Below are 13,028 nucleotides of genomic sequence, written 5' to 3'. Positions count from 1 at the left end.
TGATACCCTTATTATAAAAAGCAGGAAGTTTCTTTTCCTTTTATTGTTCGAACAAAACAGAAAAGCATGTGACATTTTTGTCACACGCCTGTAAGTTGGACGAAATCATTCTTCTGGGGGAAGGTGAGGGTGACCCGGGTCCCTTCGCCTCGTTTAGATGTAACATCTATAGAAATCAGTAAAGGTTCTGAAACTCTTTTGGTTAAATATAATCCCATTCCGGTAGAAGCGTGATCATTGTGGTCTGTGGTCGAAGTAAATCCTTTTTCAAAGATCCTAGGCAGGTCCCTGGAGTCGATCCCCCTGCCGAAATCTTGAATGGTGAGAGTCACTTTACCATCTCTTAATGCACTAGATATGGCAATGTCCGTTTTAGAACTGTATTTAACGGCGTTGGTCAAAAGCTGCCTGATCATAAAAGCCAGCCACTTTGCATCGCTAAGCACGTTTGTGACCTCGAGTTGAATGTCAAATCCGATCCCCTTCTGAATACACCAGGATTGCAAGGTTTTGATTTCCTTAAAGATGACAGACTCGAGATCGGTGTTCTCAATGTATAAATCATTCTCGATAAAAGTCATACGCTTCTGGTGTAGCTGCTGATCCAACAAAAGGTGGATGCGCAGCCACTCAAATTGTAGATGAGACTTTAAAGGTTCGTCTTTCATACGTTCAATCATCAAATGCATCGCCGTCAGCGGGGTTTTGACTTCATGGATCCAGGACATAAGGTCGTCCTTTTCCTGTTCGAGCATCATTCGATTCTCAGATGCTGTCTTTCTCAAAAGGTTTGCCTGCTCTGATAGGCTATTCGAAACGATTTCTTGAAATGGAGTATCCGGTGCATCCACCCCCGTAATGTTGAGGTTATGATCCCATTCTTTCAGACGCTGGAAGAATCGGGTTTCCTTCTGATACCGGATGAACACAAAAACAGTGAAAAAGAGCAGCGACAGAAAGACCATATACATGATCGGTTGTAACGGGATGGCCGAATCGATATAGGCGATAAAGATCCATAACAGGTGGAGTCCAAGAACGAACAAAATCCAGCCTTTCCGTTCCCATAAGTATGCACGGATCATGGCGAATCCTCTTCAATGGCCAGATACCCCTGCCCGACCTTCGTTTCAATGAAGCGGCCGAGTCCTATTTCTTCAAGGCGCTTCCTTAGGCGGTTCACATTGACGGTCAATGTGTTATCGCTGATGAATCGTTTGTCATCCCAGAGGCTGTTCATCAATGCATCCCTGCTGACGATTTTATTCTTCTGATCTATTAGAAGTTTTAATATATACATTTCATTCTTTGTCAATTCAATGGACCCCTGTTCATTGGATACGGTGTTACGTTCAAAATCAACGGTTGCCCCGCACCAGGTCTTGATGCTTATCTGCTCTGTATTGTAGTTATACACCCTCCGCAATGTCGCCTGAACCTTGGCAATCAGTACATCGAAATGAAAGGGTTTCTGGATGAAGTCGTCTGCCCCAAGCTGCATGGACATGACCATATCCGTCGGGTGATCGCGGGAGGATAGGAACAGGATCGGCACATTTGAATGAGTACGGATCATCCGGCACCAGTGAAATCCATCGAATTTGGGTAATTGGATATCAATGATCACAAGATCCGGTTTCACTGTGGTGAACTCCTGCATCACGTGATTGAAATCCATGATTCCATATACGTCATAGGACCACTGGGAAAGCCTCTCTTTGATTTCGTTAAATAGGGTTGTGTCATCTTCGATTAGTAATAATTTCAATTTCGTCACCACACAATATTGCTGTTTACATAAATTGTATAGGAAATTGAATATGTTTTCCATATGACTGAAGAAAGGAACTGTTTTATTTAGAAGTATTTAGATTATTTTAACAAAAAATGGGTATTTAAGCTCTAAAAGCAATTCGCCAAATTGCGTAAGAAAGGAATTAAATCATGAAGAAGCTTCTAGGGTTATCTGTGATCACAGTGGTATTGTTAAGTGGATGTGGGGAAGTGCAGATCTCGATTAATAAGGGACAGGAAGTGGATTCCGGAGAGACCGGCAGCGATAAGAAAGATAATGAGAAGGTGGAACTGATGAATGATGGCCCGGATAGTGAAGGGATGACGGACGCCGATAAGCAAAAGGCAATTCTTCAATTCATCAACGAAGATATCTATAAGGTGGCTGAATACGAAGTAGTCGCATTCCAGTCACTGGCTTCTGTTTCCGGAGTCAACTATACGGATGATTCAACCGTCTACAATGAGTTGACCAGCAACACCATTCCAGCTTACGGGAAAGCCCTGGAAGAAGCGAAGGGCATTGAGGCGGAGATCCCTGAGCTTGTAGAAATGACGGAGCGGATCGTGACAGCGACTCAGACCTTTTATGATGCACTCCTTCTCGAAAAAAAGGCGATTGAAAATCAGGATGAAGCCCTGATCAATGATTCCAATGCTAAAATCGAGGAGTACTACAAGCTGGTGGAAGCTTATCATTCGGACATGAAGCTTCTTGCAGAGCAGTATGATGTAACGTATGAGCTAAATGAACAGAAGCAAAGTGTGGAAGAGCTTTAAAAAATGAAATAATGGACAGATATTATTGTAGTATCATTCATTATAGAAACTTATTCCTGTATAACAGGAGTAAGTTTCTTTGAATGAACAAATGCACCTTTCATAACATGACATTATAATCCAATCATTATTAAAAATGGTTTATAAAAGTAAAAATAAGGATATATAGTAAGTACTTGTAACTAATATCTGTTTTTAGTAACAGGATTCTACTTTAAATGGACTGAATTCAGCTTTCTCATTCATACTATTTCCCTAAAAAGTGAAAGTGGAGAATGAATCCAATGACCTGAAAATGATTATTCCTGTAGTTATAAAGTTTCCTTTTCTCGGTAAAAATTGTGTTTATATGTATGTTTATAATAGTATGATATTGGAAGTATGTAGACGTTAGTATAAAAGGAAAAACTTTATACTTTCAATTAAAGAGTTACATAATGTCATAGGTTTGTTTCTTATTTGGGTACTCTGATTTGATATAGATGATTACCACCAACAATTTCATTTAAGGGAGAGGAATTACATGTCAGGAATTATTCGTGTTACCCCAGCTGAATTGATTAGTATGTCTAACCGTTACACTGGCGAAAGCAGCCAGGTAGGAGAACAAATCTCACGCCTGGATAATATGATTTCAGAATTGGAAGGTATGTGGGAAGGGGAATCAAGCCGTGCGTTTGCTGAGCAATATCAAACACTGCGTCCTTCATTCCTGCAAATGCAGCAGCTGCTTGAAGACATTTCAGTTCAATTGACTAGCACGGCTAAGTCTCTTGAAGATGCAGATGCCCAAATTGCCAATCAAATTCGTGGATAAGTTTATCCCCGTCCATTTTAAACTTGAAGGAGCGCTTATCATTATGTGGCGCTCCTTCCTTATGAGGTGAACCCTGACAATGTATATTGAAATCACCATTGATTTAGAGCGATATGATGAGAAGTGCTTTGATCTTAGGTTATCAAACTATCATACTGTAAAAAAACTGATTGATCTTGTGTGGCAATCCCGGAAGCTTACAGCTGAGCCGAGGGAAGGCTATTGGATTCGGATTGTGAATAAAAGACAAGTGATTCCTGGTCACACACGGTTGATAGATGCAGGAATTCATTCTGGAGATCGAATTGAAATTTTATAAAGGAGACCAATAGAATGTCACAAAAGAGTGGATCATACCTACAAGGAAAGCTGGAAGCCGTTGTACATAGAAAAGAAAATAGAATGACTTTGATTTTTCAAAAAGAAAAGATCAAGTTGGACGAAATAGCGGAAATTCACTTTCTGAAGAACATTAACCCGGCCATACAAAAAGAAATCACGATGGAAAATGATGAATTACGCATCGTGAATACCATACCTGACTCCTTCTCTTTTTATCCCCAATTAAAGGCGAATGAGAAGGAACGGTTGATGTCTGCCTATCAACTGGTACAAAATGTACGAAATCATACCTTGTCACGCCTGCATCTCATAATTTGCCCGGACAATATTGTGTTTGACCAAGGACTGACTCCACACTTTATCCATTATGGTGTAAAGGAGAGCCTGCCACCATACGAAAAAGATGCGGATCTGTTGTTAAAGCAGACAAAAGCCATGGTCGCAGCTATTGTGGATCGCCAATATACTTTTGATGATTACATTAAGTTCAGTGAGACGTTAAAATTGTCGCCAATGACTAAAGATATCTTAGAAGCCGAAAGCATTGAAGATGTCGGAGAAGTGTTAAACCGCTCTATAAAAGAAGCCAAAAAGTCCGATTCCCTCCTCATGACTGTCAGTAAGAAGAAGTGGAAACTAAACCGGTATGTACTGCTGGGAGTGTCATTACTCTTGATACCAGCACTTATTTATTCTATTTATTCTCTTTTCTTTATGTTTCCAAAGCAGGAAAGGGTTGTAGCGGCCCAAGAGAGTTTTCTCCTTAATAAGTATAGTGATGTGGTAACAGAACTTCAGCCTTATGAGATCGATGAAATCCCGAAGGTCACTCAGTATCAACTGGCACTCTCCTATATTATTAACGAATCATTAACGGAAGACCAAAAAGAGAATGTACGCAACACCGTCTCTCTTCAATCAGACCCTCTTTATTATGAGTACTGGATTAATATCGGAAGAGGAAAGGCTAAGGAGGCATTGGAAACAGCAAGGTTCTTGGAGGACAGGGATTTAATTCTGTTTGGGCTTCTTAAGTATCGCGAGCAGGTCAAGGCTGACGGAGATCTTGATAGCGAGGAAAGACAGCAGGAATTAGATGAGATCGAAAGTGAAATAGCCGAATACGAAGAAGAAATGAAGGCTCTGCAAGAAGAGCAGCAATCACAGCCGGCAGAAACGACGGAAACGACGGAAGAACCGCAACAGACTGAAGAGAAAAACACACCTGAACAAAAACCGGCTGCTAATGATGGAGAGAATTCCACGCCTCCGGCTAAAGCTGATGATAAAAAAGAATCCTGACTAACAAACTAACTGGGGGGTGAGCATATGTATGCCCTATGGATTTTTCACGATCACTACTATCAGTCGATGATGATTGAGGATGAAAATAAAAAAATCACTGTAGGTCCACGACTGGAAGATACAATCACGATTTTGTCGTTGCCTCCGTCTGCTATGTCCATTCTGGTAGAGCATTCCGCCGATGCTTTCAGACTTCATCAGGACGGGAAAGAGGCAAGGATTCTTGAACCTGGCCGCAAAGTATCACTGCTTGCCGGTGATAAGGAAATACACATGGTGATCACGCCATTTCCGACAAAGTCTACCATCTATTATGTCGGTCATAAAGAAGAAATCTGTATATCGACTGAACAATCAGATGCAACTATTCATTATAAGGGGAAGGATACCATCCAAACTTGCCATTGGTATAAAAATGGCGATGATGACTGGGTGATGGATGGGGATGACTCCTCTCTTCTTTATCTGAATGGACACCTGGTCAAAGGGAAACAAAAGCTTAAGGTTGGAGACATTGTATTTTCTCCCTTTTTAACTATTACCCTATTAGAAGATGATTTAATCGAGATACATAGTATCGATGACTATCAAACTGCATTAATGGAATCTACACGGCCTACCTCAGAAATGCAGAAGAAATACCCGAATTATCGTAGAACGCCACGAATGATTTATGATCTTCCTGATGAAAAGGTTCAATTGTCTTTTCCCAGTCAGGAATCGAGCGATACAAACCGCAGTCTGTGGTTGATCATTCTTCCACCATTGATGATGTTAATCGTCATGGCCATAGTAGCACTCGTGATTCCACGTGGAATTTTCATCATTATCTCCATGGTGATGTTTACCACTACTTTAGTAACATCCACCGTTCAATTCTTTAAAGATAAGAGCAATAGAAAGAAATCCAAGGAACGAAGGAAACGTATCTACACTCATTATTTAGAGAGTAAGAGAAAAGAACTCCAGGAGCTTGCCGAGAAACAGGCAGACGTTCTGCAATTCCACTTTCCTTCTTATGAAAGAATGAAGTATCTTACAGAGCAGCTATCCGATCGTCTTTGGGAAAGGACTCTTGAAAGTCCGGACTTCCTTCAGTTTAGATTAGGAAGTGGGAAAGTACCTGCGAGCTATAGTATTTCAGTGAATTCTTCTGATATGTCAAACCGGGAAATGGATGAGTTATTAGAGGAGTCCCAGAAGTTAGAAATGGTTTATCGTGAAATTGATCAATTACCTGTAACAGCTGACCTTCATAAAGGGGCAATTGGTCTGATCGGTAAGGAATCCGTCTATAAAAATGAAATTCACCAGCTAATAGGGCAATTGGCTTTCTTTCATAGTTACCATGATGTGCGATTTGTCTATATTTTTCATGAGGAAGAGTATGAAGATTGGGAGTGGATGAAGTGGCTGCCACACTTTCAATTACCTCAGTCATTTGCGAAAGGGTTCATTTATAACGAGAAAACCAGGGATCAAATCCTTTCTTCCATATACGAGGTCCTTCGGGAAAGAGATATTGAAGAGGATTCAGATAAAGTTCGTTTTTCACCACATTACGTTTTTATCATTACAAACCATCAGTTAATTTCCGACCATGTGATCCTGCAATACCTTGAAGGTGAGTATTCTCACTTGGGAATGTCCGTTATTTTCGCGGCAGAAGCGAAAGAGAGTTTGTCTGATAATATTCATACCCTCGTTCGTTATATCAATGACAAGCAAGGGGACATTCTGATTCAGAATAAAAAAGCGGTTAAGATTCCATTCGAAATCGATGAATACTACCATGAAGGCAATGAGCAGTATGCAAGGACCTTGAAGACGCTTAATCATCAAATCGGTATGACAAACTCCATCCCTTCAAGTGTTTCCTTTCTGGACATGCTTCGAGTAAGGGATGTTGATCAGCTTCCCATTCAAGAGAACTGGCTATCCAGGGAATCAGCTAAATCGTTAGCTGTTCCCGTTGGTTTGAAAGGAAAGGAAGACATCGTCGAGCTGAATTTACATGAAAAGGCTCATGGACCTCATGGACTGCTTGCCGGAACAACCGGTTCGGGGAAGAGTGAATTTTTACAAACATATATTCTTTCATTGGCGGTTCATTTCCATCCTCACGAAGTAGCCTTCCTATTAATCGACTACAAGGGTGGAGGGATGGCTCAGCCATTTAAGAATATCCCACATTTATTAGGGACGATAACGAATATTGAAGGAAGTAAGAACTTCAGTACGAGAGCCCTTGCTTCCATCAAGAGTGAGTTGAAGCGTAGACAGCGCTTATTCGATCGTTACGAAGTGAATCATATTAACGATTACACACGCCTTTACAAGCAAGGCAAAACGGAAGAGCCTCTTCCTCATTTATTCCTGATATCAGATGAGTTTGCTGAACTTAAGAGTGAAGAGCCCGAATTCATTAAAGAGCTTGTAAGTGCGGCCCGTATTGGCCGAAGCCTGGGGGTTCACCTTATCCTGGCAACTCAGAAGCCTGGAGGAGTCATTGATAATCAGATATGGAGTAATGCCCGTTTCCGTGTCGCCCTGAAAGTACAGAACACGGAGGACAGTCGTGAAATCCTTAAGAATGGTGATGCAGCCTCGTTGACTGTCACGGGAAGAGGATATTTACAGGTGGGGAATAATGAGGTATATGACCTGTTTCAATCAGCCTGGAGTGGAGCTCCATATCAGGAGGAAACCTTTGAATCCGAGGATGAAGTGGCGATTGTCACGGATTTAGGATTGATTCCTTTATCGGAAGTATCGACTAATCCAAGCAATCAGAAGGAATTGATCAGTGAAATTGACGCTGTTGTCGATCGAATTGAAGCGTTACAGGAACAAATGAATGTGAAGAAGCTTTCCAGTCCATGGCTTCCTCCTCTGCCTAATCGTATGTACCGTACATCCTTTGCCCAGAGAGAGGAGAATAAGATCTTACTTTCCATGATTGATGAACCTGAGAAACAGAGCCAGACCCCTTACCATTACGAGGTCATTGAGGACGGGAATGTAGGCGTCTTTGGTTCTTCGGGATATGGGAAGACCCAAACGCTTATTACCTTATTGATGGGGATGGCCACTCAGTATACACCTGAGGAAGTTCATTATTATCTTCTCGACTTTGGAAACGGTGGCTTACTGCCTTTAAAGCAGCTGCCGCACACTGCTGACTATTTCCTCATCGATGAAGAAAGAAAGATTGAGAAATTCATTGGTATTTTGGATGATGAATTAGCTCGCAGAAAACAGCTTTTCCAAAAGAAAGAAGTAAGTTCAATAAAGATGTATAACACGATCAGTGAAGATAAACTTCCGCTTCTTTTTGTAACCATCGACAATTTTGATCTGGTTAAAGAAGAGATGCAAGAACTTGAAATGGAAATTAATCAGTTTGCAAGGGACGGACAGTCATTGGGAGTGTACATGTATTTTACAGCCACCCGCGTCAATTCTGTCCGACAATCTTTAATGAATAACCTTAAAACAAAAATCGTCCACTATTTGATGGATAGCTCAGAGGCATACACGATGCTTGGGCGATTGCCTTTTACCCCGGAAGCCATTCCTGGCAGGGCGATTGTTAAGAAGGATACAGCTTTCTTTTCTCAAGTATTCCTTCCAACCGAAGGGAAGGACGATTATGAGCAGTTGAGCCTTCTAAAAGAAGAAATTCTGTTATTGAAAGAAAAGTATAAGGGATCAAGGTCACCGGATCCAGTGCCTATGCTTCCGACAGAGTTGACGATGGTCAATTTCACCCAGTATACAGATTCAGGCAGAAAAGAAGGACTACTGCCGGTGGGCTTAGACGAAGAATTAGTTAAGCCCGTGTATGTAAACTTCAAGAAGACGAAGCATTGCATGGTTTTGGGGCAGGCTCAAAAAGGAAAAACGAACGTCCTGAAGGTCTTAACCAATACAGCGTTATTGCAGGATAGTGAACATATAGCGATATTCGATTCCATCGACAGGGGATTATCCCATTTGATGAAAGAAGAAAAAGTGGTCTATATGGAAAACAAAGAACATATCTCAATGTGGCTAAACCGGGTAGAAGAATTATTTAATTTAAGAGAAGAGCAATATAACCTGTCCATACAAAAGGGAAGTGCACTTCCATCCTTCTCGCCTGTCTTCCTCATTGTTGATGGATATGCCAGGTTCCTGCAGAATCTGGATGCATTGCTTCAAGACAGAATCGTTAAATGTATGAAAAATTATAGCCATTTAGGCTTCTGCGTGATTGTTTCAGGGAACAACAGCGAATTAACTAAGGGCTATGATGCTTTAACAGTTGAGATGAAACAGATTCGACAGGCTCTTGTGTTAATGAAGAAATCCGAACAAACCTTGTTCACGCTTAGCTACGATCGAAGAGAAGCCGAAATCCAACCAGGGTTTGGCTATTACGTGGAAAACGGTAAAGAAACAAAAATTCAAATACCACTTATGGTAACGGAAAGGAAAGTACACGCATGACAGAGAAAGTAAGCCTATTTAAACTTTTATTAGCGGTCATGATGATTCTTGCCACTCCTCTTCTATTCTTCCGTTCAGTCGGTGAAAATCCACTGAAAGTGAAAGAAAATGCTACTCAGGCCATTGCCATTGTAAATGAAGACGCGGGAACAGAAGTGGATGGAGAGCCTTTGGCATTTGGGGGAGACGTGACGTCGATTCTTGAAGATCAATCGACTTTTGAGTGGACGGTCGTAGGCAGAAGTGCAGGAGAGAATGGTCTTCAGAGCTCTAAATATGATGCCGTTGTATATATTCCTTCCGACTTCTCTGATAAAGTCATGACGTATGATGAAGAAAGACCTGAAAAGACAAATTTGAATTACAAAGTCCAGGCTCAATTGAATGCAGTAAACAAGGAAAAGGTCCTTCTGGAAATTGAAAAGGCCACAAAAAGGGTCAATCATAAGATGTCCTCTCTTTATTGGAATTACGTATCAGCAGACATGGAAAATATCCGTGCTGAATTCGATGAAATTTTACAAAAAGAGCAGGCTTTCCAGGAAACGATGTTATCTTTCTACAAACCCAGCTCAAAGGATCTGGCCGGCCAAATTCAGCAACAGACGTCAATGCTAACAAATCTGCAAAACTCGATTCAGCAGGCGGATAGCCAGACACCGCAGCAGCAAAACTCGTTGGAATCCTTTGAACAAAGCCTTTCCAGTTTTGTTGAATATGTCAATCAGTATAGAGAATATCAGGATAATCAAAAGCAATTACTTGCCGATGTTCAAGCTGAATCCGTACAGATGATCAATGAATCAACTGAAAACCAGCAGCCGCGCTACTTAAAATCCAAATCACTATTCTCGGAACAAAGTGAAGCCTTAACGGCAGGTTTGACTCAGTTGAATAGCAATATGGATACAAATCAAGAGGTATTTACTGACCTGCAGCAGCGCAGGTTCGAAGAAGTCGGGAGACAAGTAGAAGACTTCTATTCCTTCCAGGAGAGAGTGTTGAATTTCTATCAGCAATTACAGGACACTACAACGTTAAATAACCTGCAAGGAAGTATTTTCGAACTTAATAATAAGCTGGCTGAAGGAGACGGGGAGATCTTCAATCCTCCTGCTCCTCCTGAGGTTCCCGGGAAGCCAAAAGAAGGAGAGGATCCTGTCCCTCAACAAGTCGTCATTTCCTCCCAGGAAGGTGAGCCCGAACCGGGGAAACCTAGCGATCCTCCTCCGGCACCACCGAATTTGGATCCGGAAATAAATGAACTGACGGCCATTTCAACAGAAATCGATGCGTTGAAAGAAACACTGACTAATTTAACAGAACCAACACCTGAAGCTATAACAGAAGCTGTAACAAATATTTCGACGATCAATGATCGCATCCTACAGGTTCGAACCCAGCTCCAAGGGAAAAATAATAGCTCGGAAAACCCTCTTCAGGCTGAGGTGGATAGGCTATTGAGAGAAGTATCAAGGCTTCTCGAAGATAATCAGACTTTAATCGATAAAATCGATGAATTGACCAAGCAGATTGAAACTCTTACCACTGAAAATCAAGAGCTGAAAGAACAGGTTAAGACATTGACTGAGACGAATGAAGCTCTGATCAACCAATTAGAGATGTTCTCAGATAATGTTTCGAATATCGTTGCCGAAATCGAGGGCAAAGAAAGTTCCATCCTGAACTCGGCTGCTTTATCCGAAAATAGAAGAAACACCTTATCCGGCTATTTTTACCGCGGGATTAATAACTACAAGCTTATGGATCTTCTGCAATATTACTCTTACCTGGATCGATATGAAGCGACCCTTAACGGTATGTTGACGGAGAATGGAGTGAAAGCGGCCGTTCTTCAAGATGAAGAGCTCAAGAATGAGGTAAATGAAATTCTGAAAGTCAGTCAGCCGGAACAAGCGGAGTGGGAACAATTAAATGCAGGGTTGCCGAATACAGAGGATGCTCTCAATACGCTCCAGGACTCATTTACCGTCTTTGCGGCAGAATACAATCAAACCCTTGATGACCAGCAATCACAGCTTACAGAGAGCCTGAATGCGATTAATCAAGAAGCAACAAATGTATTGACTCGGATACAACAGCCGGAGCAAACAGCTCCAACACCTGCATCAGGTGCCGCTGGCCCTGATTTGGTAGGGAACCAGAAGCAAATTGGAAGTGAAATCAAGTCGATCCATTCCTTCCTGGATACTGTGAGTGAAAGCCAAAATACAATCGTATCCTATACCAACGAGCTTCAATCGAATGTATCGAATGTTCAAAGTGATGCAGATACACTGAATAATAAGTGGGCAACGAATGTAGCTTCCACTCAGTTAATTCGTGATGATGTATTTAGCGTTCTGGGGAATGCGTTCGTTGACGGACAATCCAATGGATATGTCTATGATTTCTTGACGAACCCCCTTAATGTAAAAGGAGATGTTCCGGAAGAAAAGAAAGCAAGTGTTCTTCCACCGGTGGTTATATTGTTTATTATCTTGTTATCCAGTTTGCTTATCGGATATACGAGTTATTACTTCCAAAATGCTCCTCTCTGGATTCAAGGAGTGATTTTCCTCCTGCTGAACCTGATTGTTGGATTTGTCATCAGTCTGTATGGATTGGATATCTATCCATTGGTGGAATCGCGTTCAGTTGAGTGGACGATCTTCACCATTCTCCTTTTACTGGCGGGTTCAGGACTCATCCGGGTCGCATTTGTTACACATCGTTTGTTAGGATGGTTTGTTTCGGTGGGAATCATCGCCCTGTTTGTGACACCGTTACTGGCATTAACAACGCCTAATTTTAATTTCAAGGATCCAATGTCCACCGTGTATATGTCGATTCAATATGGGTCAGACAGTTTATTCAATCAAGCGGTCATTGTATTAGGCTTAGTTGTTATTGCATTAACTGTTGCTCAGGTTTTATTGGATAAACGCTCTAATTCGACCGAAGATGAGGGAACGGAAGCGTATGAGGGTTAAAGTACTTGTTCAACTGGCTCTGGTTGCCGGCATGATCATGATGTTTTCCCATCCCATACTTGCCAATACCGACATAAATGACTTAATCCCTAACGACTATCAGGAAAATAAATTCAAAAAGAATAGTGACCTCATCCATGATCAGTCATCAACTGATCAAAAGATAGAAATTCCTGAAGAACAAAAGAGCCTGACGTTTGAAGGTGAATCAAGTAACGGATTAAACGATTTGAAAGAAAAGATATTTCAAAGTGAAGAAAAAGATACAAATACGATAAAAGCTAAAGCCGAAAACCTGAAACTTTTTAGTCAATCAGGATCGGAAAAGTTAAGGAATCTCGAAGAAGAAAGTACTTCTTCTTCCTCCCTATCTTTATTGATTGCTGTATTTGTAGGTATTTGTGTATTACTTCTCATCGTTGTTATTGTTATTTGGAATAGAACAGCTCAAGGTAAAGTTTGAGTAAAGAACGAGAAGAGGGGCCCGCTTAATCGGGCCCCTCTTC

At 41.4% G+C, this 13,028-nt stretch carries 9 protein-coding genes; 7 read left to right on the top strand and 2 right to left on the bottom strand.

The window, feature by feature from the left end:
• Window positions 1-80 precede the first annotated feature (80 nt).
• Together ACCB35_RS22040 and ACCB35_RS22035 are read right to left on the bottom strand one after the other, a co-directional pair.
• Window positions 81-1,085 carry a sensor histidine kinase gene (locus ACCB35_RS22040; RefSeq protein ID WP_374055314.1) on the bottom strand — a complete coding sequence of 335 codons (1,005 nt, stop codon included), beginning with the start codon at window positions 1,083-1,085 and terminating at the stop codon, window positions 81-83.
• Window positions 1,082-1,777, bottom strand: coding sequence for a response regulator (locus ACCB35_RS22035; protein WP_374055313.1), 696 nt, complete (start codon window positions 1,775-1,777; stop codon window positions 1,082-1,084). Before ACCB35_RS22035 ends, ACCB35_RS22040 begins: the two co-directional genes overlap by 4 nt.
• A gap of 167 nt (window positions 1,778-1,944) precedes the next feature.
• Here ACCB35_RS22035 and ACCB35_RS22030 point away from each other — a divergent pair, with 167 nt between their 5' ends.
• From ACCB35_RS22030 to essA, 7 genes are all read left to right on the top strand, one after another.
• The gene (locus ACCB35_RS22030) at window positions 1,945-2,574 is read left to right on the top strand and encodes a hypothetical protein (protein WP_374055312.1); all 630 of its coding nucleotides are present in this window, start codon (window positions 1,945-1,947) and stop codon (window positions 2,572-2,574) included.
• Between the two features lie 523 nt (window positions 2,575-3,097).
• On the top strand, window positions 3,098-3,391 hold the full coding sequence (locus tag ACCB35_RS22025) for a WXG100 family type VII secretion target (RefSeq protein ID WP_044340229.1): 294 nt from the start codon (window positions 3,098-3,100) through the stop codon (window positions 3,389-3,391).
• A gap of 79 nt (window positions 3,392-3,470) precedes the next feature.
• Window positions 3,471-3,710 carry an EsaB/YukD family protein gene (locus ACCB35_RS22020; RefSeq protein WP_374055311.1) on the top strand — a complete coding sequence of 80 codons (240 nt, stop codon included), beginning with the start codon at window positions 3,471-3,473 and terminating at the stop codon, window positions 3,708-3,710.
• Between the two features lie 14 nt (window positions 3,711-3,724).
• Window positions 3,725-5,035 (top strand): type VII secretion protein EssB, encoded by a 1,311-nt coding sequence (gene essB, locus ACCB35_RS22015; protein WP_374055310.1) that lies wholly within the window; start codon window positions 3,725-3,727, stop codon window positions 5,033-5,035.
• Between the two features lie 27 nt (window positions 5,036-5,062).
• The gene (gene essC, locus ACCB35_RS22010; protein WP_374055309.1) at window positions 5,063-9,529 is read left to right on the top strand and encodes a type VII secretion protein EssC; all 4,467 of its coding nucleotides are present in this window, start codon (window positions 5,063-5,065) and stop codon (window positions 9,527-9,529) included.
• Window positions 9,526-12,522 carry a type VII secretion protein EsaA gene (gene esaA / locus ACCB35_RS22005; protein WP_374055308.1) on the top strand — a complete coding sequence of 999 codons (2,997 nt, stop codon included), beginning with the start codon at window positions 9,526-9,528 and terminating at the stop codon, window positions 12,520-12,522. The genes essC and esaA overlap by 4 nt, the downstream gene beginning before the upstream one ends.
• Window positions 12,512-12,985, top strand: coding sequence for a type VII secretion protein EssA (gene essA, locus ACCB35_RS22000; RefSeq protein WP_374055307.1), 474 nt, complete (start codon window positions 12,512-12,514; stop codon window positions 12,983-12,985). Before esaA ends, essA begins: the two co-directional genes overlap by 11 nt.
• The last annotated feature ends 43 nt before the right edge of the window (window positions 12,986-13,028 follow it).

Origin of the sequence: Rossellomorea sp. FM04394, from assembly GCF_041889765.1 — a bacterium.
GTDB lineage: Bacteria > Bacillota > Bacilli > Bacillales > Bacillaceae_B > Rossellomorea > Rossellomorea aquimaris_B.
This window is presented reverse-complemented; position numbering and strand designations above follow the sequence as displayed.